Origin of the sequence: Mycobacterium marinum, from assembly GCF_003391395.1 — a bacterium.
Lineage (GTDB): Bacteria > Actinomycetota > Actinomycetes > Mycobacteriales > Mycobacteriaceae > Mycobacterium > Mycobacterium marinum.
In genome coordinates this window covers 4060597-4085689 of the sequence record NZ_CP024190.1, presented here as the reverse complement: position 1 = coordinate 4085689, position 25093 = coordinate 4060597, and the positions used below count along the sequence as shown (strand labels likewise).

Genomic DNA, 25093 nt, shown 5'->3' with positions numbered 1-25093 from the left:
GATGGGCCCAACCACTTTGGCTGTGTGGAAATTCGCCTCCTGCGACGGTTGTCAGTTGACCTTGTTGGACTGCGAGGACGAGCTGCTCACGCTTGCCGATCAGGTCCAGATCGCCACGTTCGCCGAGGCGTCCAGCACCATGGTGGGCGGGCCCTACGACGTTTCGCTGGTCGAGGGGTCGATCACCACCCATCACGACGAGCAACGCATCCAAGAGATTCGGGCCCAGTCCAAGCTGCTGATCACCATCGGTGCCTGCGCGACCGCCGGGGGCGTGCAGGCGCTGCGCAACTTCGCCGACGTCGCCGAGTTCACCTCGGTCGTCTACGCCAAGCCCGAATACATCGACACCCTGGCCACTTCCACGCCGATATCCGCGCACGTCAAAGTCGACTACCAGCTGCACGGCTGCCCCATTGACCGAGGGCAGCTGCTCGATACTCTCGAGGCGCTGCTGATCGGGCGTAAACCGCGGCTGCCGGCCAAGACGGTGTGCACGGAGTGCAAACTGCGCGGCGTGACGTGCGTGATTGTCGCCGAGGGCACCCCGTGCCTGGGCCCGGTCACCCACGCCGGCTGCGGTGCGCTGTGTCCCAGGCACCATCGCGGCTGCTATGGCTGCTTCGGTCCATCGGCGGCACCGCAGACCGCGACCTTGATCCCGCTACTGCGTCGGGACGGCATGTCCGAAGACGGTGTCGACCGGGTGTTCTCGACTTTCAACGTCACCAGTTTCGCCGCGGAGCGGAGCAAATGATGGCACCCGACAACCGGACGCTGAGCGTCGGAACGTTGACCCGTGTCGAAGGCGAAGGGGCGCTCTACGTTTCGCTCAAAGATGGCGAGCTGGACCGGGTCGAGCTCAACATCTACGAGCCGCCAAGGTTTTTCGAAGCGTTCCTGCGCGGCCGCGCGCACACCGAGCCGCCCGACCTGACCGCGCGGATCTGCGGCATCTGTCCGGTCGCCTACCAGGTCAGTGCCTGCAATGCGCTCGAAGATGCCTGCGGTGTCGAGCTGGACGCGGACCTGATAGAGCTGCGCCGGTTGCTGTACTGCGGCGAATGGATACACAGCCACGTTCTGCACATCTGCTTGTTACACGCACCGGACTTTCTGGGCTATCCCGACGCGATCGCCTTCGCCCGAGACGAACGTGAGATCGTCGAGCGCGGGTTACGCCTGAAGAAGGCCGGTAACCAGCTGATGGAGTTCGTGGGCGGGCGGGCGATCCACCCGATCAATGTTCGGCTGGGCGGATTCTATTCCGTCCCAACTCGATCGGACTTCGCGCCGATGGCTGAGCAGTTGCGCCGCGCTCTGGACGACGCGCTGGCCACCGTGGAGTGGGTGGCCGGGTTCGAGTTCCCCGATCTCGAGTTCGACCATGAGTTCCTGGCGCTCACTACGCCCGACCGCTACCCGATCGAGAACGGCACCATCGCGCGCAGTGCCGGACCGGTCTTTCCGGTGGCCGAATTCACCGACCACGTCGTGGAGCTGCAGGTGCCCCATTCAACCGCCCTGCATGCCACATTGGACGGCGGCTGCCATGTGACCGGTCCGCTGGCCCGCTACGCGCTGAACTCGTCGCTGCTCACCCCGATAGCCGCGCAGGCCGCCGCCCGGGCCGGACTTTCCGCCCAGTGCCGAAATCCATTCCGCAGCATCATCGTTCGTGCCGTGGAAGTGGTGTACGCGATAGAAGAGGCGCTGCGGATCATCGAGAACTACCAGCGGCCGGCGCGACCGTTCGTCGAGGTGCCGGCTCGGGCCGGGGTGGGCCATGGCGTCAGCGAGGCGCCACGGGGACTGCTCTACCACCGCTACCGTATCGACGATGCCGGATTGGTGTCGGCGGCCACCATCGTTCCGCCCACCTCGCAGAATCAGGCGGCCATCGAGGCCGACCTGGCGCGGGTGGTTTCGGAGAACCTCGCTCTTGACGACGAGGTGCTCACCACCATGTGTGAACGTGCGATCCGCAACTATGACCCGTGCATCTCGTGCTCGACACACTTCCTGACACTCACCCTCGAGCGTGGATGAACGCAGCTGTCGTCGTCATCGGGCTCGGCAATCGCTACCGGCGTGACGACGGTGTCGGGGTGGCCGCCGCCACGGCGTTGCGGGAGCTGGCGTTGTCGGGCGTTCGCGTGGTTACCGACCTCGCGGATCCGATGAGTCTGCTCGAAGCGTGGTCGGGTGCCGGGCTGGCCGTGCTGATCGATGCCGCGGTCGCGACGCCAGCAACACCGGGCCGGGTGCGTCGCTGTGGCCTGGGCGACCTGGCGACCGGATCCAGCGGGGTGAGTTCGCACCGGGCCGACGTGGCCACGGCATACGCACTGGGACAAGCCTTGGACCGGGTGCCCGAACGGCTGGTCATCATCACCGTCGACGTCGCCGACATTGGCCACGGCGTTGGTTTGACGCCACAGGTCTTGGATGCCGTTCCGGTGGTGGTCGGCCTGGCCGTCGATGAAATCGGTCGCCCGCGGCCACGCGCCGACGTGTAGCGGACGTCGATCAGGCCGGCGCGGCCGCTTCGGTGGCGGCCAGCAAGGCGATGGCGGCGACCAGCTTCTGGGTCGCCTCATCGGCGATCGAGATGAGCGCCGCCTCGCCCGTCACCGCGAGCAGCATGCCCGGATTCACCGCCTCGACCAGCACGTCGCCGGGGCGGTCCGGGTCGGCGCGAACCAAGACGTTGCAGGGCAGCAGCAGCCCGATCTCGCGGTCGGCTTCGATGGCCCGGTGCGCCAGGTCCGGGTCGCAGGCGCCGAGGATCAGATAGTCCTCCATCGGCGCGCCGAGTTTGGCTTGCAGCGTCGCCTTGACATCGATCTCGGTGAGCACCCCAAGCCCTTGGGCGGCCAGAGCCGCCCGGGTGCGTGCCACCGCGTCATCGAACGGGGCCGTCAACCTTGTCGATAACGCGAGGCCCATGGTGATTCCTTCCGTAGCTGACCCCGACGGTGAGGTGCCGGGCGGTGTGTCGCTCATGGTGCTAACTCAGTTGGCACACGAGTCGACCACCGCGTCCGTAACGACGAGCTAGAGCTATCTGAGCATCGACGCACACCGTATGGGAGGGTCCGAAGTCCCTTTCTCGCAGAGACATTCGTCGTGAGAGGTCGGTATGGAGCGGCTTCGCGCCGGACCGGCCGGGCCGAACGCACCGGAAGTGGGAATGGCCGCCGACCCATTACTCGGGTGCAATCGCCTCGGCGACCCGTTGGGGTATCACGTTCAGCAGGGTAGGAACGACACCCGCAACTTGCATATCGGGGACCGAGATGTCGAGCGGGGCGGGACTCCCCGTGCCCGGAAGTTCGATTGTCGCGGTGATCGGTTGCGGCTGGGCCAGCACTCCGCCGAAGGGCATCCGGACCAGGACCGGCGTGTTGGCGCCGACGACGATGGGAGGCGTCAGGGGCGTCAACGGAATAGTCACCGTCTCGCTCACCGGCACCCTTAGCTCCACGACGGTTTCGCCGTTGAGGAAACCGTCCAACACGTAGGCGGGCATATCGAGCAAGGCGCCGACAGCCCCCACACCGTTTCCCGTAGCCACCGCGCCGCCGAGCACCGTCAGGCCCGTTGCAAACCCATCGAGCGTGGCGATCGGCGGGCCGATTGCGGCCAAGGCGATCGAGTTGACGACCGTGTTGGTGGCGTTGAAGCTGTTCTGCACCATTTGCGTGAGAATGGCGCCCGGCGGAAGCAGGTCGATCAGGTCCTGCTGCATCTGCGCAGGCAGTGACATCAGCGGGAGTAGTTCTCCCGCTGGTCCCTCGACGGTGATCTGCGAGAGGTTGTTGATGTTGACTCCGCTGAGGAAAAGATCCACCGCGGCTCGCGGGACGTAGTCCACCGCGTCGTTGTAGTCGCCCGCCATCACCGCTCGGTTGGCCTTGTCGACGTCGCCGAAAAAGTTGGGCAAAGTCTGCGGCAGCTCCGCGCCCGCGTTCTGCAGCGCGTCCACAACTACCTGGCCGTAGCCAACTTGCTTGCCGAGGTATCCCTGCAGCTCCGCCGGGAAGTTCACGGCGTCGGCGACGGCGAGTCCGATGTTCGCCGGCAGGTTCGCCACAGTTGCGGGGAGGTCTTGCGCGGCGGCCGCGAGTCCGCCGCCTATCGTCCGGGCGTATTCGGCTTGGTTTGCGATCACCTGCTGCGCGACCGGGAACGGATGGGCAGCCCAGTCGCTATAGATGGTCTGCAGATTGGCGCCGGTATTGGCGAACAGGGTTTGCCATGGCCCCTCGGCAACGGCAGGCGAACCGGTTGTCGGAGCGAACGGGCCAAACCCGAACAGCCCGGGCAACAGGGAGCCGCCGCCGAGAACAGATATGGCGGCACCAATCTCTGGCGGGGCGCCCGGGAGAAGTTCTCCCACCGAGATTGCACCGGTGATCGGGCCCAACTCGGTGTTGCCCGCACTCAACTCGGCGAGGAAGGCGCCGCCGGGCGCCGCGGCCGCCGGAGCCGGCGAATTCGCCGGGTTCGCCTGGCCCAGCCGGGCGTTGGCGAACTCGGTGTCGAGGTATGCGGCCGCGCCGCCGCGCAAGAGGCTGACAAATTCGTCGTGAAATGCTGCCGCCCGCGCACTGAACGTCTGAAATTGCTTGCCGTAGGTACCGAAGAACTCCGAGATGGCGATCGACACATCATCAGAGGCCGCGGCGGCGACGGTAGTTGTGCGACCGGCCCCGGCAGCCGTCGCATCCTCGATCTTCGAGCCGATACCCGCCAAATGCCCGGCTGCGTTGCTCAACGCATCGGGTTCGGCGACTACCAGCGACACTGCCATCCCCCCGGTTCGACGTACGGCCCCGTGCGGCCCATCTTCACAGGCGAGCACGTCAGCCGTATCCGAAATTTGTCGTTTTCAGGGCAGATCTAACCCAGATCTAACAAACTCGCCGTGCTGGCGCCGGCGATCACGAGTCGGCGCCGGCGCCAGCTGGCGGTTGGTTTACTCCTGGCCCGGTGGACCGAACTGGAACCGCCGACCTGTCACCGCGTCCGGCAGAATCCGCACATAGTGGGTTTTCTCCGTTGCCGTCCACGTCAACAGGTGAGCGCTCTCGGCCTCCGCGATCTCCTCGTCGGTGCGCATCGAACGGGCCCTGCCCTCGACGATGACGCTCCAGCCCTCGCTGGAGGTGTGATCGTCAACTTCGAACAGGACTTTGTGGTTTATCGCCGTGCTGACCAACTTGGTGCCCTCGGCCGTGCGGAACAGCACGGTGCGGCGCTGGACGACGAAGTTCACCGGGAAGATCTGCGGCCGCCCGTCGACGCTGGTAACCAGCCGTCCTAACGTGACGCTTTTCATCAGGTCCCAGCATTCGTGCACGGGCAGGATGGTGATCCCATCACCGGCTCCCGACATCAGCCAACCCCTCTCCTTTGGTAGGTCACAAGCATGATGCTATTGAAGTCGGCGGCGCGCATCGCCGGCCCAAGGTCCTACCGGGCAGGGACCAATGTCGTTCAAGCGGTTTTGGACGCGTGTGTCTCGACGTAGGTCACGACATCGTTGAGGGTGCGCAGGGTCGCGTAGTCGGATTCGGGGATGTCCACGTGCATCCGTTTGTGGATACCGAGTAGAAAGTTCAGCCAATCCATCGAGTCAAGATCGACCTGATCGCGCAGCAGCACATCGTCACAGATGTCATCGGCGTCGACCTCGGGCGCGATGGTCGTCAATACCGACAGGACCACGGCGCGGGTGTCTTGTTGTGTCGTCATGTGCCCATCACTTCTCTAGCAGGTCGGGCTGCTGAAGCAGCTCGTTGATCGCGGCCAGAAATAGGGCGCCACGGTGTCCATCGCTGGCCCGGTGGTCTGCGGCGAGGGTGCCCTGCACGGTGGTGACAACGCGAATCCCGCCGTCGATGACGCACACTCGTTGGGCCGGTTTCCCGAACCCGACAATGGCCACCTGCGGTGGGTAGATCACGCCGAAGACGGTGTCGACGCCCTGGTCGCCAAGGTTGGTGACCGTGATGGTCGGGTCCGACATCTCCGAACTGCGCAGCGAACCGGCGCGTGCCCGCGCGACGAGGTCGGTGAGGTCACCCATCAATTCGTCGAGCTTCTTGTCGGCGACGTCGTGGATGGCCGGGGCGACCAGCCCACCCCCGCGAAGTGATATCCCGACCCCGACATGCACGCCGGTGGCGGCCTGGAACCCATCGTCGCGCCAGAAGCCGTTGAACTCGCCGAAGCGTTGGGCGGCCAGTCCGACGGCCTTGAGCAGCAAGACGGCCGGCAGCACCCGCTCGGTGATTGAGCGTTGCGCATTTCGGGTGGTCAGCCAGTTCAGTGACTTTTCCATCAGGATTTCGTCGGCGAGATAGTAGTGCGGGATCTCCCGCTTCGACCGGCTCATCGCCGCGGCGATGGATTTGCGCATTTGCGCGGCACGCTCGGCGATCTTGTTCTGGGCCGTGGATTTGACCCCGATGGATTTGGCAGACGTGCTCGCAGCCGTGGCCGCGGGCCGCTTGGCAGGTACGGCGCTGGCGGCGGCGTGCTCGACGTCGCTGATCGTGACCGCCCCTTGGGGGCCGGTGCCGCTGACCGCGTCGAGATCGACATGCAGGGATTGGGCCAGCCGGCGGGCGGCGGGGGAGACCCAGCGCCGGTGGCGCGGCGCCGCGGTGGCGCCGTGGGCGGGCGCCGGTGCCGATGCGGCTACCGCGGGGGCGGGTTTGGCGCGCTTGCGGGGTCGCTGGCGCGGCGACTTCTGCGGACTGGCTCCCGGCTCCAGCAGGGTGGCCAGTACCGTTCCGACTTCGACAGTATCGCCGACGGGGACGACCAGCTCATCGACCGTGCCCTCCTGCCAGCACTCGATCTCCACGGCGGCCTTGGTCGTCTCGACGATCGCCACGATCTGTCCGCGGCTTACCTTGTCACCCGGCTTGACCAGCCATTCGTTCAGCGTGCCCTCGTCCATGTCGGAGCCCAGGGCGGGCATTTTGAACTCGATCATGACTGGTCACCGAACAGCGCTTGGACCGCGGCAATGATCTTGTCGGGTTGGGGCAGCGCCGCCTGCTCCAAGTGTTTGGCATAGGGGATGGGGACCTCCACACTGCACACCCGCGAAACCGGTGCATCCAGGTCGTAGAAGGCGCCCTCCATGATTTGCGCGGAGATCTCGCCGGCCAAACTTCCACTGCGCCAAGCTTCGTCGATCACCACCGCTCGATGCGTCTTGCGGACGGACTCCAGGATCGTGTCGGTATCCAATGGACGCAACACCCGCAGATCGACGACCTCACACTCGATTCCGTTCAGCGACAACTCGTTTGCCGCATCCAGCGCCTTGGCCAGGCAGCCGCCGTAGGCGATCAAGGTGACGTCGGTACCGTTGCGGCGCACCGCTGCCTTACGGATGTCGGTCGGCTTGAGCGCATCGATATCGGCGGAGGTGTTGTACAGCTGTACGTGCTCGAAGATGATCACCGGATCCGGGTCAGCCAGCGCGGGGGCGAGCATTCCGTAGGCATCCTCGACCGTGGCGGGGGCGAGGACCTTGATCCCCGGGACGTGGGCGTACCAGGGCTCCAGGCTGTGGGAGTGCTGCGCCGCCAGCTGACGTCCGGCGCCGGTTGCCATTCGCACCACGATCGGTACCGAGAACTGCCCGCCGGACATGTGTCGCAGGGCGGCCGCGGTGTTGACGATCTGGTCGAGGGCCAACAGGCTGAAATTGACCGTCATCACTTCCACGATTGGACGTAACCCGTTGAGTGCCGCGCCGATTCCGATGCCGACGAAGCCCAGCTCGGACAGCGGTGTGTCGCGCACCCGCTCGGGTCCGAACTCCTCGAGCAAGCCCTTGGATGCCGCGTAGGTGCCCCCGTAGCGGCCGACGTCCTCGCCCATCAGCACCACCCGCGAGTCGTTGCTCAACGCGTCGTGCAAGCCATCGTGGACAGCGGTTCGGTAGGTGGTCTTCATCGCGCCGGCTCCCAGGTCGATTCCGCGGTCGCATCGCAGCTATCGGGCGGAGTCAGCACGTCGCGTTCGAGATCCGATGCGTCCTCCCATGTTCCGGCATCGGCGAAGGCAACCGCCGCAGCGATCTCGTCGGCCGCCGACCCTTCGATGTCGCGCACGTCGTCATCGGTCAGCGTGCCGCTGTTCAGACACTGTTCGGTGAACAGCCGGATCGGGTCGCGCTCGCGCCATCGCTGCACTTCCGCCTTGTCCCGGTACAGCTCGGGGTCGAACATCGAATGGGCCCGGAATCGGTAGGTACGGAACTCGATGAAGAACGGTCCGCCGGTGCTGCGGATGTGGTCGACACCCTGCTGGGTGGCGCTCATGCAGGCCGCTACGTCCATCCCGTCGACCGCCAGCGTGGCAACGTTGTACGACGCCGCCTTGACGGTGAGGTCGGTCTGCGACTGGGCTCGATGCAATGCGGTGCCCATGGCGTAAAGGTTGTTCTCGCATAGGAACAGCACCGGCAACTTCCACAGTGCCGCCATGTTCAGTGACTCGTGGAACGCGCCTTCAGCGACGGCTCCATCACCGAAGTAGCATGCCGTGACCCGATTTCGCTTCAGCATGGAGTCGGCGAGCGAGATGCCGACCGCCAGTGGCAGGCCTCCGGCGACAATGGCGTTGCCGCCGTAGAATCGCCGGGCCTGGTCGAACAGATGCATCGACCCGCCGCGACCTCGCGAGCAGCCCTCCTGCTTGCCGAACATCTCGGCCATGATCGAGGTCATCGGAATACCGCGCAGCAGCGCGTGCGCGTGCTCGCGATATGTCGCCACCACCGCGTCGTCCTCGGCAAGCACCCGCAGAGATCCGGCGGCTACCGCCTCTTCTCCGACGTAGAGATGCAGAAATCCGCGGATCTTGGCTGCGCTGTAGAGCTCCGCGCACTTCTCTTCCATCCGGCGCACCCGCACCATGTCCGACAGCAGCTCGCGCGCCAGCTTCGCATCCATCACAGTGGCACTCCTTGGGGTTTGGGTTCGGGAAATCCCACGACGGTGGATGTGTCGCCCTCGGGGAGACCGAGTTCGCGGGCTTTGAGCAGCCGCCGCATGATCTTGCCGCTGCTGGTGTGGGGCAGTGCGTCGGCGAACTCTATTTCTTTGGGCGCCACGGCCGCTCCGAGTCGTTTACGGGCGTGCCCCAGCAGCTCCAGCCGCAGGTCATCGTCGGCGGTAAAGCCGTCCTTGAGTACGACAAATGCTTTGATGATTGCGCCGACGGTCGGATCGGGCTTGCCGATGACCGCCGCCTCGGCCACCGCCGGATGATCGGTCAGCGCGCTCTCCACCTCGAACGGGCCGATGAGGTGGCCGGCGGATTTGATCACGTCATCCTTGCGGCCGACGAACCAGAAGTAGCCATCGGCGTCCTTCTTGGCCAGATCTCCGGTGAGGTACAGCCCGTCGCTGAAGCACTTTCGATATCGGTCCTCGGCGTGTAGATAGCCGCGGAACATCGAGGGCCAGCCCGGCTCGAGGGCCAGCTCACCTTCTTCGTCGGGATCATCGATCACCGAGGTGGTGCCATCGTCGTTGTGGCGCAGGATATATGCGTCCACCCCGGGCAGCGGCCTGCCCATCGAGCCAGGCTTGATGTCGAAGGCCGGCGTGTTGGCGATCATGATGCCGCCCGTCTCGGTCTGCCACCAGTTGTCGTGAATCGGCAGGCCCAGCACCCGCTTTCCCCACCACACCGCTTCGGGATCCAGGGGTTCGCCCACGCTTGCGATGAAACGCAAGTGGGGGAAGCAATACTGTGCTGCCAATTCGGCGCCCGCTTTGATCAGCATCCGGATCCCGGTCGGGGCGGTGTACCAAACCGACACATTCTGGTCTTGCAGGATCCGGTACCAGCGCTCGGCGTCGAACTCGGCCTGGTCGACGATGGACGTCACGCCGTGCAATAGCGGACTGATGATGCCGTAGGACGTTCCGGTGACCCAACCGGGATCTGCTGTGCACCAATAGATGTCGTCGGGGTGTAGGTCGAGTGCATACAGACCGGTGACGTAGTGCATAGTGACCGCGCCGTGCACATGGATGGCGCCCTTCGGTGTTCCGGTGGTGCCGCTGGTGAAGTGCAGCAGGGCCGGGTCGTCGGCGGTGGTGGGTTCCGCCGGCGCGTTGTCGTCCGCGGCTGCCATCAGCTTCCAGAGGCTGAGCGTGCCGGGCAGCTGATCGCCCGAGCTCTGGGCGTCCACCACCAGAATGTGGCGCACCGACGTGAGTCGTTCGCGGATCTTGGCGATCTTGCGCCGGTAGATCGCCGCCGTGGTCACCAGCACATCGGCTTGGCCGATCTCCACTCTGGTGGCGATCGGCTCCGGGCCGAATGCCGAGAACAGGGGCGAAACCACGCTGCCGTTGCGCAGCGCGCCCAGCATCGTTATGTACAGCTCGGGGATGCGGCCCATGATGGTGAACACGCGGTCACCCTTGTTGACGCCGAGCCCGCGTAGCACCGCGGTGAATTTCCGGACCAGCCGGCCCAATTCCGCATAGCTGAGGTCCTGAGTGGGGGGCTGGTCCTCCCGGCTTTGGTCGGTGACAAATCGCAGGGCGGTACGGGTCGCGATCGGACCAGCGCAGTGCCGATCCACCGCCGCGAAGGCGATGTTGCACTTGTCGTCTCCCATGCCTTCGCACAATGCCGGCACATCGGTCCACCGGAATTGTGCCCGCGCCTGCTGGTAGTCGGAGAGGTTGGGGGCGACACGAGAGTCGTGGGCAGTTTTGTGAATAACGTCCATGAGTGGTCCTAGCGGCGGGGGCCAGCGACTTTTTGTGCCGGATGCTCAGGGCGGCAGGTTTTTGCCATGGCCGTTTCCTTTGGTTGCTGACGCGCCTCCATCGTTTTCCCGGGGTGGTGTGCGGCAATAGAGAAGAAAGTCATCTATGTCAGCGGTCGCTTGTCCGGCCACTCAAGTGGCAACCTGGTGAACGCGAGTTGGTGCTCTTGGGAGCCCGGCGAGTCTCCCGGGGCCCTATGTCGTCGCGGCGGGGGCCAAAGGCCCTTGCGTCGGATGTTCTGATGCCCGATGGTCGAAGATGGGAGGCAGGTGAGTGCGATGACCGAGACGATGGTTGACACCGAGGTGATTGCCAGGGCTGTCGAGCTGGCAGGCCGCGCTCCATCGCTGCACAACAGTCAGCCCTGGCGATGGGTGGCTGCCAGCGGCGCCGTCGACTTGTTTCTCGACCCGCATCGGATGGTGACGTCGGCCGATGATTCGGGCCGCGAAGCGGTGATCAGCTGCGGCGCGCTGCTCGATCACTTCCAGGTCGCGATGGCCGCCGCCGGCTGGGACAGCAACGTCGACCTGTTTCCCAACCCCAACAATCCTGACCATCTGGCTTCGATCGATTTCGCGGCGATCGACGACATTGCCCAGGCCCGGCGTGCGCGGGCCGAGGCGATATCGCGGCGCCGGACTGACCGCCGTCCATTCCGGGCGCCGGGCGACTGGGAGTCGTTCGAGCCCGTGCTGCGCAGTTCGGTGGACACCGAAACGGTCACGCTGGCCGTGTTGGCCGAAGACGCGCGGCCCCGGCTGGCGGAGGCGTCTCGGCTCACCGAGGCGCTGCGCCGCTACGACGACGCCTACCATCATGAATTGGCCTGGTGGACAGCGTCTTCCAGGGATTCTGAGGGGATACCCCAGAGCGCGCTGGCGTCCGGAACAGCCGCCCGGGAAGTAGCGGTGAACCGTTCGTTCCCGGTCGACTGGCGTAGCGAGAGCAGTTCTGCGGGCCGGCATGACCACGCCACGATCGTTGTGTTGTCGACGCCGGGCGACAGCCGCGCGGATGCGCTCAACTGCGGCGCGGCACTATCAGCGGTCCTGTTGGAGTGCACCCTGGCGGGGCTGGCCACTTGCCCGGTCACCCACCTCACGGAGATGGACGCCGGCCGTGCCACCGTTCGCGAACTCACCGGTGGTCAAGCCGAGCCACAGGTATTGGTTCGGGTCGGCATTGCGCCAACGGGTGCCGCCCCGGAGTTGACGCCGCGGCGGCCGCTGCGCGATGTATTGGAGATCCGCCGCTAGCGCCAGGTTGTGGCTCGGGCAGGTGGCGCTATTTGACCGCTGCAATTTGCCGGTGGGCTCTTTCGCGGGTACCGCCCGGCGGCTACCGTGGAATTACCAGATTTGCTTCTCGCATAGGTGACTTACGGCCCTATGCGGTGCGTGAAGGGCACCGAATCATGGGGTCACCCTGGTGACTCAACCAGTGCCGTGCGTACATAGGTAAGGAAATGGAAGTGGTTTCTGCGCTGGGCGGTCCGCCGTTATTGACAGACTCTGATGTCGATGCCATAGCCTGCCGATTCGTGAGGTCGCCCTATGCCGACAACACGATGTATCGCGAATGGCCGTTGGATCGGCGCATTGAGGGCTTTTTGCGGCGTGAGGGGCTGGTCCGCCTCGCAGAGGACGGCGATGCGTACGATCTCATTCTCGGCCGTGTCATGGCCTACATCAGTGCGGTGCCGCACCCAGCTGTGGAACTGCGAACATCGGAGCGCTAGCCGGTGATCACCGGGGGCTGCTCGGGTCGGGCGGTGTCCGCCGGCAGACACCGACTCTTAGCACATTCGCCGACATCCCAGACCAATTTCAGCCAACTGCCAGGCAACTTGAATAGGGTTCCTGCTGTGCATCGGTTCATACGTCTGGCTGTCCTGGTTGTCGCGGGCATCATCGCCGCCGTGCTCGCTATGGCGGACTTCGGGCTCATCGCCAACGCCGGCGCCCATCCGGCGCCGGCCCCCACCTACTACTGGTGCCCGGGCCAGCCTTTCGATCCGGCTTGGGGGCCCAACTGGGATCCGACGACCTGCCACGATGATGTTCACCGGGATGTCGATGGCGCCGACCACAGTCGTGACTTCGTGCCCGGCGACCTTCCCGTCGATGAACAGCCGTGGCTGGACGAGCCGGCGCCTCCCGCGCCGCCCGCCGCGGGTGGTGGCGGCGCTTAAACCGGTCGTTGCGGCCGACCGGCCGAGGTTGCCGGCTGTCCCGTCGGTCGTGGTGCCCGTGTGATCTGAGCCCACCCATCGCGGCGATCCCCAGAAAGCCGCGCCAGTCGGGGACTTCCGTCCCTATTGGCGGCCGGCATTTGGTGGTCGGATGGACAGTGGTCAACACGGTGATTTCGAGATCGAGGAGAAATCATGGGCACCCTTTCCGTTCAGCGCCCCGCAAGGTCGCTTTTCCCGGAGTTTTCCGAGCTGTTCGCGGCTTTCCCGTCTTTCGCCGGGCTCCGTCCTGCCTTTGATTCGCGGCTGATGAAGCTCGAGGACGAGATGAAGGGCGACCGCTACGAACTACGCGCAGAAATCCCTGGTGTCGACCCCGAAAAAGACATTGAGATCACGGTGCTCGACGGGCAGCTGACCATCAAGGCCGAGCGCAGTGAGAAGAAAGAGTTCAACGGGCGATCAGAATTCTGCTACGGCTCGTTCATCCGGACCGTGCCGCTACCGGCCGGCGTCACCGAAGACGGCATTGAGGCCTCCTACGACAAGGGAATTCTCACCGTCTCGGTTCCCGTCGCGGAGGCGAAGCCGGCCGAGCGCCGGGTACGGGTCCAGTCCGTCAACTGACACGACCGCGGGTACGCAATGACGAGCGCGGCGAGAGCCGATCGGAACGCACCGCGGCGGGTCTTCCGGGACCGTCACGAGGCCGGCCAGGTGCTGGCAGATCTGTTGACCGCCTACCGCGACCGGCCAGACGTGATTGTCCTGGGTTTGGCGCGCGGCGGAATACCCGTCGCGTGGGAGGTCGCGGCCGCGCTGCACGCACCGTTGGACGCCTTCATCGTGCGCAAGCTCGGCGCTCCCGGCCACGAGGAGTTTGCCGTGGGTGCTCTGGCCAGTGGCGGCCGCGTGGTGGTCAACGACGACGTCGTGCGGGGCCTGCGGATCACGCCGCAGCAACTTCGCGACACCGCCGAGCGCGAAGCCCGGGAGCTGGTCCGGCGCGAAGCCACCTACCGCGCGGGCCGTCCACCTCTGGACGTGGCCGGCAAGACGGTGGTCTTGGTCGACGATGGTTTGGCGACCGGCGCCAGCATGTTCGCGGCGGTGCAGGCGATACGCGATGCCGAGCCCGCGCACATCGTGATTGCGGTGCCGGCCGCCCCCGAGTCGAGTTGCCGAGAGTTCGCCGGCCTCGTCGATGACGTGGTGTGCGCGTCGATGCCGACCCCGTTCCTCGCGGTCGGGGAGTCTTTCTGGGACTTCCGTCAGGTCACCGACGAGGAGGTTCGCAACCTGCTGGCCACCCCGACGACGGGGATCCCGGCCCTCAGACCTGCGGTACCCACGCCGGCCGAGGTGATCAGAAATGTGGCCATCGACGCGCACGGAGGGGTTCCGCCGTGTGAAGCGCTGGAAGCCGTCATCGGTGACGCCCGGATCGTCTTGATCGGCGAGAGTTCGCACGGCACGCACGAGTTCTACGAAGCCCGGGCCGAGATTACGAAATGGCTGATCGAGCAGAAGGGGTTCTGCGCCGTGGCCGCCGAGGCGGACTGGCCCGACGCGTATCGCGTGAATCGATATGTGCACGGGCTGGGGGAGGACCAGAGTGCCGAGCAGGCGTTGCGCGGTTTTGAGCGCTTTCCCGCCTGGATGTGGCGCAACACCGTGGTTCGTGACTTTGTCGACTGGCTACGGGAGCGCAATCAGCGCTGCGCGTCAAACGGTCAGCGTCAAGCCGGTTTCTACGGGTTGGACCTCTATAGCCTGCATCGGTCGATGCAGGAAGTGGTGGCCTTCTTGGACCGGGTCGATCCGGCGGCGGCGGCGCGGGCCCGGGCTCGCTACGCGTGCTTCGATCACACGGCTGCCGATGATGGCCAGGCGTATGGGTATGCCGCGGCATTCGGTGCCGGCCCCTCCTGCGAACGCCAAGCGATCGACCAGTTGGTCGACACACAGCGCAATGCGCTCGACTACGCCCGCAGAGACGGACTCATCGCCGAAGACGAGGCCTTCTATGCCCAACAGAATGCGCAAACGGTGCGCAATGCCGAGGTGTATTACCGGGCGATGTTCAGTGGCCGTGTCACGTCATGGAACCTGCGCGACCAGCACATGGCCGAGACGCTGGCGGCGCTGCAGGCGCACCTGGACCGCCATGGCGATGCGGCGCCCGCCCGGATAGTGGTGTGGGCCCATAATTCTCATGTCGGCGATGCGCGAGCCACGGAAGTGTGGGCGGACGGACAACTGACGCTGGGTCAACTGGTCCGTCAACGCTACGGCGATGACAGTCGTCTGATCGGGTTGTGCACCTACTCCGGTACGGTCACCGCCGCCAGTGAGTGGGGCGGCATCGCCGAACGCAAAGTGGTGCGCCCGGCGCTGCACGCAAGTGTGGAAGAACTGTTCCACGACACCGGCAAGGACGCCTTCCTGGTTTCGGCGGCAACCAGCCCGGAGGCCGCTGACCCCTTGTCCGGGGTTCGATTGGGCCGGGCCATCGGGGTGATCTATCTTCCGGCCACCGAGCGGCAGAGCCACTACTTCCATGTCCGTCCCGCCGATCAGTTCGACGCCATGATCCACATTGACAAAACCCGCGCCCTCGAGCCCCTCGAGACCACGAGTTTGTGGATCGCCGGGGAGACGCCCGAAACCTACCCGAGTGGCCTGTAGCGCCCGGCGATCAGCGGAGCCAACGCGGATGACCAGTCCGGCCGATCCGGCGGTGCGCGGACCACAGATCGTCACGCTGACCATGAACCCCGCGCTGGACATCACCACCTGTGTCGGCGTGGTGCGGCCGACGGAGAAACTGCGTTGCAGCGAAACTCGCTATGACCCGGGTGGGGGAGGCATCAACGTCGCGCGGATCGCGCACGTCCTCGGCGGCTCGGTGTTCGCGGTGTTTCCGGTGGGCGGATCGCATGGCGCCCACGTCACCAAACTGCTCAGCGAAGCCGGTGTGGCCTTCGGCGAAATCCCGATAGCGGCATCGACGCGGGAGAGCTTCACCGTCAACGAATCCAGCACCGGCGAGCAGTATCGCTTTGTGCTTCCCGGACCCGTGCTGACCCCCGAAGAGCAGGCCCAGTGCCTGCAAGAATTGGGATTTGCCGCGCGCTCAGCGCAATTCGTGGTGGCCAGCGGCAGCCTGCCGCCGGGCCTGCCGGCCAACTTCTATCAGCGAGTCGCCGAGGCTTGCCGTGATCTGGGCGCACGTTTGATCCTGGACACCTCCGGCGGCGGGCTCAGCCACATCCACGCGGGGGTGTACCTACTCAAGGCCAGTGTGCGGGAGCTGCGCGAGTGCGTCGGTCGGCCGCTGGTTACCGAGGCCGAACAGTTGGCCGCAGCAAGCGAACTCGTCGAGACCGGTCGCGCAGAGGTCGTGGTGGTGTCGTTGGGCTCGGATGGTGCACTGCTTGCGACTCGCCGGGCGCGGCATCGATTTCGAGCGGTCCAGATGCGAGGCGGCAGCGGGGTCGGGGCCGGCGACGCCATGGTTGCCGCTATCACGGTCGGTCTAGGTCGCGGATGGCCGCTGGTCAAGTCGGTTCGGTTGGGCATTGCGGCGGGTGCGGCAATGCTGCTGACGCCGGGTACGCAAGCCTGCGAGCGTACGGATGTGGAGCGGTTATTCGAGCTCGTCGCCGAACCGGTGGAGGTCGCCTAGGGGTTGCCGCAACCCCCGAACCGCGGGTCTGTGGTCGGCCCCCAACAACAAACGGCCGCAGCAGCGGTCCAACGGCCCTCACATTACCGACGCAGGCGCAATAGGCTGGCATGGAGCGGATCGAAGTAATTGGGAGCCTTCATGAAGCACCTGGACGCGAAGTCAGTGGTGGCGGGCATCAACGGCTCGCAGGCCGCGATCAACGCTGCCAAGTGGGCCGTAGACGAGGCGATCAGCCGGCAGCTGCCCCTTCGCCTCGTCTATGTCATCCCCAGCCAGCAGGCGGGATCGGTGCATGCCCCCGACTGGGAGCTCGAGCGCGCGGAGCGGGCACTGGCCGAGGCAGAGGGTGCCGTCCAGAGCGACTGCCATCCGATCGAGGTCGAGACCGTTGTTCGTGCTGGTGAGCCCGCGCAAGTCTTGATCGATGAATCGCAGGAGACGGCACTGATCTGTGTCGGCACCGCCAGGCGAGGACCGGCGACGGACGGGTTACTGGGCCCGACCGCGGCGGCGTTGGTCCGGGGTGCGCACTGCCCGGTAGCGGTCATCCGGACCAATCCCGACGGATCCCCGACGGATCTGGGGGTAATCGCTGTCGTCCTCAACGACGACGCCGACAACGACGAAGTTGTGCACGCGGCCATGGAGGAGGGGCGGCGTCGCCACGCGGTCGTTCGCCAAATCGATCGCCGGCTGGACAGCTGGGTGCGTCGCTACCCGGACGTGCCGGTCCAGGTTGTCGCCTCGGGTACCGGCGCAAGATCCGTCGAAAACCACAGCAGTGCCATCGACCTGGCCGTTGTGGGCGAAGCCGACGCCGATGAATTGCCGGGACTGGCCACCCCCAACTGTCATCCGATATTGGGCTACCCCGACTGCTCGGTTCTGCTGGTCCGGCATTAAACAGCCTGGCTGGCGGGCCATTGCCGGCGAGCCGGCCTCGATACGCCGCCGGTTGCCACCGGCCGTGGCGCCCACCCACGCCGGGCGTGAGTACCCACCGCTGGCGAAAGTGGGGAATCATGGGGTGTGGAAATCGTCACCCACGGCTCCATGACTCTCAGTTCGTACCGTCATGTGGAAGGACTGGCAATGGTTAGGGTTTCTCGCCATGGTTAAGGTTTTTTTGGTCGACGACCATGAAGTCGTTCGGCGCGGACTTGTCGACCTGCTCGGGTCCGACCCAGATCTGGAAATCATCGGAGAGGCGGGCTCGGTCTCCGAAGCGATGGCACGAATCCCGGCATTGCAGCCCGATGTCGCCGTGCTTGATGTTCGTCTGCCCGACGGCAACGGCATCGAACTGTGCCGCGACCTGCTCTCGGACCTGCCGGAATTGCGGTGCCTGATGCTGACATCGTTCACCTCCGACGAGGCGATGCTCGAGGCGATTCTGGCTGGGGCCAGCGGCTACGTCGTCAAAGACATCAAGGGAATGGAGCTGGCGCGGGCCATCAAAGACGTCGGTGCCGGCAAATCGCTGCTGGACAACCGGGCGGCCGCGGCACTGATGGCGAAGCTGCGTGGCGGGGCCGAGCAAAAGGATCCGCTGTCCGGATTGACCGAACAGGAGCGAACGCTGCTCGGACACCTCAGCGAGGGGCTGACGAACCGGCAGATCGCTGCCCGGATGTTCCTCGCCGAGAAAACCGTGAAGAACTACGTGTCGCGCCTACTGGCCAAGCTGGGCATGGAGCGGCGAACGCAGGCGGCGGTGTTCGCTTCCCGATTGGGTCAGGGAACACGGCCGGTTCAGGGCGATTGACGGCCCTCGCGAAGAAATCGCGGGCGCGGGTGAGGCTGGGGGAGTTTTCCCCGGCTCGCGGCCAGGTTGTGGTCGCGCAATTTCGATGGGATTAAGCTAAATATCGGTTCCCGACGCTGCGAACGCAGCGTCACCTGCGGTAGTACCGAGAAGGCATGGGTGGAGGTACCGGGTCGGGTGGGCAGCGACGAAAGCGGCCCAGCGTTTGCTGGACTGGGCCGTCCTGGGCTGGTTAGCAGGATGCACGCGCAGCTAGACGAGTTGCTAGCGGCTCGCGACCAGATGGAGCAGTTGCTGCGGGTCATCGTCGAGATCGGCTCCGATCTCGACCTCGACGCAACACTGCGTCGGATCGTCCTTGCCGCCAGGGAGTTGACCTCAGCTCCCTACGGCGCCTTGGCCGTCCGTGATCCCGAGGGGACACTGATCAGGTTCATTCACGCGGGATTGGACGATGACGTGGCCCGTCGCATCGGGCATCTGCCGGTCGGCAAGGGGGTGCTGGGCGTTTCGCTGGTCGAGACACCCGCGCTGCGTCTGGACGACCTGACCATGCACCCGGCGGCCTGCGGCTTCCCCGAACACCACCCGCCCATGCGAGCGTTTCTCGCGGTACCGATCACGATCCGGGGAACCGTGTTCGGCAGCTTGTATCTGACCCATGTCGATCCGGGCCGCAAGTTCTCCGAGTCCGACGAGTTCGCCGCCCGCGCGTTGGCGTTTGCGGCCGGTGTCGCTATCGACAACGCCCAAGTGTTCGAGCGCGAGCGCACGGCCGTGAAGTGGATGGAGGCCAGCCGCGAGATCACCACGGCGCTGATGTCCAGCACCGAGTCGCGGCGCGAGCCCCTGCAATTGATCGCGCAGCGGGCCTGCACGCTCACCAATGCCGAACAGGCCATCGTTCTGGTGCCCGTCGAGTCCGACCTGGCCACCGACGAGATCGACACCCTGGTGGTCTCCGCCGCGGTAGGGCTGCATGCCGAGGAGGTTGTCGGCCAGCAGGTTCCGGTGCGCGGCTCTACCTGCGGGGACGTTTTTCGGTCCGGCGAACCGTTGATCAGTGAGGCTTTCAGTTACCCGATTGAGGCATTCACCGACGTGGCGCAGCGCTCGGCCATCGTGATGCCGCTGAGCGCCCACGAAAAGGTCGCCGGGGTGATTGCCGTCGCGCGGGGCGCGGATCAGCCGCCTTTCGATGCCCGCTGCCTGGATCTGGTGAGCCAGTTCGCCACTCACGCGGCGATTGCACTGTTGCTGGCTTCGGGCCGCGAGGACGCGCGGCAGCTGACCATCTTGGCCGAGCGCGAGCGCATTGCGCATGACTTGCACGACCACGTCATCCAACGGCTGTTCGCCTCGGGTATGGATCTGCAGGGAACGCTGGCCAGGGCCCGCTCCCCGGAGGTCATCGACCGGCTCAACCGCACCGTCGACGATCTGCAAACGATCATCGAGGAAATTCGCAGCACCATCTTCCAGCTGAAGTCTCCGTCGGGTCGCGACGGCGGCTTTCGGCAGCGGATTCAGCAGGTGGTTGCCGACCTGACCGAACACCGTGACGTTGTCACCACAATCCATATGCATGGGCCGATGTCGGCCGTTCAAGGTGAGCTTGCCGACCACGCCGAGGCGGTGGCCACCGAAGCCATCAGCAACGCCGTTCGCCATTCCGGCGCCGGGCGAGTGACGCTGGAGGTCAGAGTGGGCGACATGTTCAGCCTCGAAATCGTCGACGATGGCTGCGGCATATCCCCCGACGTATCGCGGCGCAGCGGCCTCGCCAATATGCGGTCGCGGGCCGAAAAGCTCGGCGGCACTTGCGGGATCACCACGCCCACCGAGGGCGGAACGCGGATCAGCTGGACCGTTCCATTCGGCGATCTCTGACTTCGGGCTCGGTCAGCGCGATCAGCGACGGACCACCAGCACCGAATGCCCGCTGCGTTGGGGAAGACGCCGGCTCACCGCGCCGACCATTCGTGCCACATCGCCAGCATCATCGCTGCCGACCACGGCCAACTGGATAGGTTCCTCGGTCTTGGCGAGGAAGTCGGCCGCACCGTGTCGTGCGGCCGCGGGCTGGACGTGGACATCTCGATAGCGGGATACCCAGCGGTCAAGCCGGCGATGGAGTTGCTCGTAGGCAATCTCGCCCAGGCCCCACCGCCACACTCCCATCGCCAGAATTGGCGCCCCGCGCAGCTGGGCCTCCCGGAAGCCGTGCTCGAGCACCGCATCGTTTCCGGGCGAGTCATCGACGACAACAGCGATCCAGGACGTGTCCGACAACTCGGTGTCAGGGTCGGTGCGGATGATGGCCGCTGGGCAATGCGCTCGCTGCGTCACCGCCTCGGCGGTCGAGCCGAGTAGCTTGCGCGCCACTCGACCGATTCCCACCGATCCAACGCAAACCATTGCCGCAGTAAGTGATTCGCTGACCAACGCGGCTTCGGCCGATCCTCGAACGATGTCCACTTCTACCTCGACCGGCACTTCGATGGCATGCAGCGCAGCCGAAGCCGCGTGCAACGCTGCTTGTGCGTATTCGACATCCGGGGCGGCCTCATCGTTGGTCGATGCCGCCCGCTCGGGAACGGCATGGACCAGGCGTAGGGGAATGCCGCGGCTGGCGGCCTCGGGGACGGCCCAGCGCGCGGCGTTGATCGCGGCCTGCGAACCGTCGACGCCCACAACAACGCACCTAGGCGCTTGCGGATGGCTCATGGCACCCTCCCATCCGGGACCGCTGGCCTGCCCTGGCGTCGGTGGGCCGCTCACGGCAAGAGGCTATTGAGCTGCCCTGAGGCCGGGGCAGGGCCGTTTGGCCCCGGTTTCGCGGCTTTGGTAACGCGCGGCCGACCGGAATCTGCGCGACGTCGGCATTGGACCTCGATCGGCCGGGAAGCCACAGCCTGGGTGGTGCCGATAATGTCAGCCCGGGCCTCATGACCACGTGGCTGGTGACCAAAGCCTCAAGACCGATGGCCGTTTGGCGAATAACGTATTTGATGACCGAGGAGGATCAAATGTCTGCACCGATGAAACACCTTGGCATTGTTGTTGGCGTCGATGGCTCGGCTGCCTCGTATGCGGCGGTTTCGTGGGCGGCGCGTGACGCCACATTGCGTCATGTTCCGCTGACCTTGGTTCACATGGTGAACCAGGCGGTGCCGATGTGGCCCGAGATGCCCATGATGACGAGCATGTCAGCGTGGCAGGAGGAAGACGGACGCCAGGTTCTCGAACAGGCGGGAAAGATCGCCCAAGAGGTCACGCAGCAGGGGCGCGACACCCAGATCAAGAGCGAGTTGAGCTGGTCGGCGCCGGTTCCCACGTTCGTCGAACTGTCGCAGGAAGCGGATTTGGTGGTCGTCGGCAGCCACGGCCGCGGGGCCGTCGCTCGCGGCCTGCTCGGCTCCGTTAGCTCCGGGGTGGTGCACCGGGCGCACTGTCCGGTGGCAGTGATCCGAGACGAAGATCCGGAGGCGCCCCAACCCGAAGACCGTGACCGGGCCCCCGTGGCGGTGGGCATCGATGGCTCGTCGGCCTCAGAGCTGGCGACCGCGATCGCATTCGACGAAGCGTCGCGCCGGGGCGTCGAACTCAAAGCGGTGCACGCTTGGAGTGATCTTGAAGTGGTTGACCTGCCCGGGTTGGACTGGTCGACGGTAAAGGGAGAGGCCGAGGAGACTCTGGCCGAGCGTCTGGCCGGCTGGCAGGAGCGCTATCCGGATGTCACGGTGGATCGAGTGGTCGTGTGTGATCGACCGGCGCGACAATTGATCGACCAAGCGCAGACCGCGCAGCTGGTCGTTCTGGGCAGCCACGGCCGGGGCGGATTTACCAGCATGCTGGTCGGTTCGACCAGCAACGCGGTGCTGCACGCGGTTCACACGCCGGTCATCGTGGCCCGGTCCGCCTGAGATCGGCGCAAAACGGGCTGGCCGCCCATACCCGCCGATAACCGAGAGCCACGGAGGCCGTCATCAGCACCGACAGCGAATCTGCCGAGTCGCCGGATGCCACCCACAGCCCCAACACCGCCTATATCGAGGTGCACGAAACACATACCGGTGTGGTGGTGCTGGTCGGCGAACGTGCATACAAGGCGAAGAAACCGGTGCTGACCGACTTCCTGGACTTTCGTACCGCGGAGCAACGGGAGCGGGCCTGTGCCCGCGAGGTCGAGCTGAACAGTCGACTAGCCCCCACCAGTTACCTCGGCGTCGCGCACTGCACCGACCCGACCGGGGGGCCTGCCGAACCGCTGGTCGTAATGCGTCGCTACCACGACAGTGACCGGCTTGCGTATCAGATCAGCAGCGGCGGATCCGACGAATCGGTGCGCGCGTTGTTGGACACCATCGCTACAGTGCTGGCCCGCTTTCACGAGGGCGCTGAGCGCAGTCCGACAATCAACACCGCGGGCGAACCGGCCGCGATTGGCCGACGCTTCGGCGACAACCTGGCAGAACTGCATCGTTATGCGGGGACGTCGTTCCCCGACGAGTCGATCGGACGGATCGAAGACCTGGTCGCGGCATTCATCTCCGGCCGCGAGACCCTCTTGGCCCAGCGCATTGCCCAGGGATGCATCGTCGACGGTCACGGGGACCTGCTCGCCGATGACATCTTCTGCGCCGAAGGCGGACCCGCCCTGCTCGATTGCCTGGAGTTCGACGACAGACTTCGTTATGTCGATCGCGTCGATGATGCCGCGTTTCTGGCGATGGACCTGGAGTTCTTGGGGCGCAAGGACCTGGGGGAGTACTTCCTGGATCGCTATCTCGCGCACTCCGGGGATGTGGCGCCGGCGTCACTACGAGACTTCTACATCGCTTATCGCGCGGTGGTGCGCGCAAAGACCGACTGTGTCCGGCTGTCGCAAGGCAAACCAGAGGCCGCCGCGGATGCCGCCCGACACCTGGAGCTAGCCACCCGGCACCTGGAGACCGGCGCAGTTCGGTTGGCGCTGGTGGGCGGGAATCCAGGTACCGGAAAGTCGACGTTGGCGCGTGCTCTGGCCGAACAGGTTGGCGCACAGGTCATCTCAACCGACGATGTGCGCAAGGAACTGCGCGACCGCGGTGACATTCACGGCGAGTCGGGTGTTCTGGACGAAGGCCTGTACACCCGCGACAACGTCACGGTCGTCTACGATCTGGTGCTGAGCCGGGCGCGCAGGTGTTTGCAAGAGGGGCGATCGGTGATCCTGGACGGGACCTGGCGGGATCCGCAATCTCGCGCGCGTGCTCACCAACTTGGCGGCCAAACTCATGCGGCCTTGGTGGAACTGCTGTGCACCCTGCCGGTCGATATGGCCGCTGACCGAATCAGCACCCGAGCGCCGGGCAATTCCGAGGTAACGGCGGAGATCGCCGCGACCATGGCGGCTCAACATGCCGGCTGGGATACCGCCCTACCGATGGATACCTCCCGGCCAATTGAGTTCTCCCTAAACGAAGCCCACGACGCTTGGTGCCGAGCGATCTACCCCGAGTAGGCGGGGCTGCGAGCCTAAGTCCCTGCCGTGAAGGACCAACGGCCCTGGCCAACCTGCGGCGCAAGTTTCTAGCGTTGACGTCACAGACGCAAGGGTGGTGGCTATGACGGCGGCGACGGCGCCCGACGAAACCGTGATTCGAGAATCAGTGGCGCTTGCCAGTCGTGCTCCGTCGCTGCACAACAGCCAACCGTGGCGGTGGGTCGCCGAAGCCGACACACTGCAACTGTGGGCTGATCGAGCCCGTTCGATGCCGGCCACCGACCACGCGGGCCGGGAGCTGATCTTGAGTTGCGGTGCTGTCCTGGACCACCTGCGGGTCGCGATGTCGGCTGCCGGCTGGGACAGTGTCACCGAACGGATGCCCGATCGGGGCAATCCAGATCATCTGGCGACACTGCGGTTTCACCCGATGCAGGCCGTCACCGCGTCCCAGCGCCATCGGGCGGATGCTATCGGGCAACGCCGCACCGACCGTTTGCCTTTTGACCCGGTCGCCCAATGGGCGGCGATCGAGCCGGTGCTGCGTCACGCCGCGGTCCGGTATGACGTGCTGCTGCACGTGGTGGCGGACGATGGCCGAGCGGCGCTAGCCGAGGCGTCTCGGCTCACCGAGAACTTGCGACGTAGCGACACCACGTATATGTCCGAACTACGATGGTGGACTTCGCCATTCAGCTCGAACGCCGACCATGCGCCGGAAGGTGCCCTGCTGTCGACGTCGGAAGCTTCCCGAGTCGACGTTGCGCGCAGCTTTCCCCCGGCCGGCGGGGGGCGACGTCGCTCCGCTATCGAGCATGATCAGTCTAAGATCGTGGTGCTCTCTACCGATTCCGACGACTTGTGTGACGTGCTTCGATGCGGTGAGTCGTTGTCGGCGGTGTTACTTGAGTGCACGATGGCGGGCCTGGCGACCTGCACGCTGACCCACATGACCGAGATGGCCATGAGTCGCAACATCATCGCCGAGATCGTCCAGACAACAAGCCTTCCGCAATTGCTCATCCGAATCGGCAAGTCGCCGGGACATGATCAGCACGTGGAACGCTCCGGCCGTCGCCCAGTAGACGACGTCCTCGAGTTCCGGCTCTGACCGGTGCTACCGCAAGGAGGT

The 25093-nt window shown here is 65.4% G+C and carries 24 protein-coding genes; 15 read left to right on the top strand and 9 right to left on the bottom strand.

What is annotated here, in order from left to right; genetic code table 11:
- The first annotated feature begins 1 nt into the window (after nt 1).
- The 3 genes from CCUG20998_RS16910 to CCUG20998_RS16900 are packed head-to-tail and all read left to right on the top strand — an operon-like array spanning nt 2 to nt 2519.
- On the top strand, nt 2-757 hold the full coding sequence (locus CCUG20998_RS16910) for an NADH-quinone oxidoreductase subunit B family protein (RefSeq protein WP_012395130.1): 756 nt from the start codon (nt 2-4) through the stop codon (nt 755-757).
- A complete protein-coding gene (locus CCUG20998_RS16905) occupies nt 757-2049 on the top strand; it encodes a Ni/Fe hydrogenase subunit alpha (protein WP_036456613.1) in 1293 nt (430 codons plus the stop codon). Before CCUG20998_RS16910 ends, CCUG20998_RS16905 begins: the two co-directional genes overlap by 1 nt.
- Entirely contained in the window at nt 2046-2519 is a 474-nt protein-coding gene (locus CCUG20998_RS16900) for a hydrogenase maturation protease (protein ID WP_020730474.1), read from the top strand. Before CCUG20998_RS16905 ends, CCUG20998_RS16900 begins: the two co-directional genes overlap by 4 nt.
- Before the next feature lie 10 nt (nt 2520-2529).
- Here CCUG20998_RS16900 and CCUG20998_RS16895 read toward each other — a convergent pair whose 3' ends face one another.
- The 8 genes from CCUG20998_RS16895 to acsA form a co-directional block, all read right to left on the bottom strand.
- Nucleotides 2530-2949, bottom strand: coding sequence for a DUF302 domain-containing protein (locus tag CCUG20998_RS16895; protein WP_020730475.1), 420 nt, complete (start codon nt 2947-2949; stop codon nt 2530-2532).
- Between the two features lie 259 nt (nt 2950-3208).
- Entirely contained in the window at nt 3209-4816 is a 1608-nt protein-coding gene (locus CCUG20998_RS16890; RefSeq protein WP_240642807.1) for a PE family protein, read from the bottom strand.
- Nucleotides 4817-4981: 165 nt separating this feature from the next.
- Complete coding sequence (locus tag CCUG20998_RS16885; protein WP_012395125.1) at nt 4982-5401, bottom strand: pyridoxamine 5'-phosphate oxidase family protein; 420 nt, start codon at nt 5399-5401, stop codon at nt 4982-4984.
- A gap of 101 nt (nt 5402-5502) precedes the next feature.
- On the bottom strand, nt 5503-5760 hold the full coding sequence (locus CCUG20998_RS16880; protein WP_012395124.1) for an acyl carrier protein: 258 nt from the start codon (nt 5758-5760) through the stop codon (nt 5503-5505).
- A gap of 7 nt (nt 5761-5767) precedes the next feature.
- On the bottom strand, nt 5768-7009 hold the full coding sequence (locus tag CCUG20998_RS16875) for a dihydrolipoamide acetyltransferase family protein (RefSeq protein WP_020730477.1): 1242 nt from the start codon (nt 7007-7009) through the stop codon (nt 5768-5770).
- Nucleotides 7006-7983, bottom strand: coding sequence for an alpha-ketoacid dehydrogenase subunit beta (locus tag CCUG20998_RS16870; protein WP_103653914.1), 978 nt, complete (start codon nt 7981-7983; stop codon nt 7006-7008). Before CCUG20998_RS16870 ends, CCUG20998_RS16875 begins: the two co-directional genes overlap by 4 nt.
- The gene (gene pdhA / locus CCUG20998_RS16865) at nt 7980-8984 is read right to left on the bottom strand and encodes a pyruvate dehydrogenase (acetyl-transferring) E1 component subunit alpha (RefSeq protein ID WP_012395121.1); all 1005 of its coding nucleotides are present in this window, start codon (nt 8982-8984) and stop codon (nt 7980-7982) included. The genes CCUG20998_RS16870 and pdhA overlap by 4 nt, the downstream gene beginning before the upstream one ends.
- Nucleotides 8984-10783, bottom strand: coding sequence for an acetate--CoA ligase (gene acsA, locus CCUG20998_RS16860; protein WP_036456321.1), 1800 nt, complete (start codon nt 10781-10783; stop codon nt 8984-8986). Before acsA ends, pdhA begins: the two co-directional genes overlap by 1 nt.
- A gap of 318 nt (nt 10784-11101) precedes the next feature.
- Here acsA and CCUG20998_RS16855 point away from each other — a divergent pair, with 318 nt between their 5' ends.
- The 9 genes from CCUG20998_RS16855 to CCUG20998_RS16815 all read left to right on the top strand — a co-directional run bounded on the left by CCUG20998_RS16855 (nt 11102) and on the right by CCUG20998_RS16815 (nt 20363).
- A complete protein-coding gene (locus tag CCUG20998_RS16855) occupies nt 11102-12082 on the top strand; it encodes an Acg family FMN-binding oxidoreductase (protein ID WP_036456324.1) in 981 nt (326 codons plus the stop codon).
- Between the two features lie 209 nt (nt 12083-12291).
- A complete protein-coding gene (locus CCUG20998_RS16850; protein WP_015356341.1) occupies nt 12292-12564 on the top strand; it encodes a hypothetical protein in 273 nt (90 codons plus the stop codon).
- A gap of 189 nt (nt 12565-12753) precedes the next feature.
- Nucleotides 12754-13017 carry an Mtp family mycobacterial-type pilin gene (locus CCUG20998_RS16845; RefSeq protein ID WP_373121360.1) on the top strand — a complete coding sequence of 88 codons (264 nt, stop codon included), beginning with the start codon at nt 12754-12756 and terminating at the stop codon, nt 13015-13017.
- Between the two features lie 195 nt (nt 13018-13212).
- The gene (locus tag CCUG20998_RS16840) at nt 13213-13644 is read left to right on the top strand and encodes an Hsp20/alpha crystallin family protein (RefSeq protein ID WP_012395116.1); all 432 of its coding nucleotides are present in this window, start codon (nt 13213-13215) and stop codon (nt 13642-13644) included.
- 18 nt (nt 13645-13662) lie between these two features.
- Nucleotides 13663-15705 (top strand): erythromycin esterase family protein, encoded by a 2043-nt coding sequence (locus tag CCUG20998_RS16835; protein ID WP_036456326.1) that lies wholly within the window; start codon nt 13663-13665, stop codon nt 15703-15705.
- A 28-nt stretch (nt 15706-15733) separates the two neighbouring features.
- Nucleotides 15734-16705 (top strand): 1-phosphofructokinase family hexose kinase, encoded by a 972-nt coding sequence (locus CCUG20998_RS16830; RefSeq protein ID WP_020730482.1) that lies wholly within the window; start codon nt 15734-15736, stop codon nt 16703-16705.
- A gap of 141 nt (nt 16706-16846) precedes the next feature.
- On the top strand, nt 16847-17611 hold the full coding sequence (locus tag CCUG20998_RS16825) for a universal stress protein (RefSeq protein ID WP_038580037.1): 765 nt from the start codon (nt 16847-16849) through the stop codon (nt 17609-17611).
- A 208-nt stretch (nt 17612-17819) separates the two neighbouring features.
- Nucleotides 17820-18473 (top strand): hypoxia response regulator transcription factor DosR/DevR, encoded by a 654-nt coding sequence (gene dosR, locus CCUG20998_RS16820; RefSeq protein ID WP_012395112.1) that lies wholly within the window; start codon nt 17820-17822, stop codon nt 18471-18473.
- A gap of 177 nt (nt 18474-18650) precedes the next feature.
- Nucleotides 18651-20363 carry a sensor histidine kinase gene (locus CCUG20998_RS16815; protein ID WP_020730485.1) on the top strand — a complete coding sequence of 571 codons (1713 nt, stop codon included), beginning with the start codon at nt 18651-18653 and terminating at the stop codon, nt 20361-20363.
- A gap of 21 nt (nt 20364-20384) precedes the next feature.
- Here the strand turns inward: CCUG20998_RS16815 and CCUG20998_RS16810 are convergent, their stop codons facing one another.
- Nucleotides 20385-21167: a universal stress protein gene (locus CCUG20998_RS16810; protein WP_240642806.1), complete on the bottom strand. Its 783-nt coding sequence runs from the start codon at nt 21165-21167 to the stop codon at nt 20385-20387.
- Nucleotides 21168-21502: 335 nt separating this feature from the next.
- Between CCUG20998_RS16810 and CCUG20998_RS16805 the strand changes: the two genes are divergently transcribed.
- The 3 genes from CCUG20998_RS16805 (at nt 21503) to CCUG20998_RS16795 (ending at nt 25072) form a co-directional block, all read left to right on the top strand.
- Nucleotides 21503-22399 carry a universal stress protein gene (locus tag CCUG20998_RS16805; protein WP_036456615.1) on the top strand — a complete coding sequence of 299 codons (897 nt, stop codon included), beginning with the start codon at nt 21503-21505 and terminating at the stop codon, nt 22397-22399.
- Nucleotides 22400-22530: 131 nt separating this feature from the next.
- Nucleotides 22531-23979, top strand: a complete 1449-nt coding sequence (locus tag CCUG20998_RS16800) for a bifunctional aminoglycoside phosphotransferase/ATP-binding protein (protein WP_036456331.1) — start codon at nt 22531-22533, stop codon at nt 23977-23979.
- 103 nt (nt 23980-24082) lie between these two features.
- Nucleotides 24083-25072, top strand: coding sequence for an Acg family FMN-binding oxidoreductase (locus tag CCUG20998_RS16795; protein WP_020730489.1), 990 nt, complete (start codon nt 24083-24085; stop codon nt 25070-25072).
- The last annotated feature ends 21 nt before the right edge of the window (nt 25073-25093 follow it).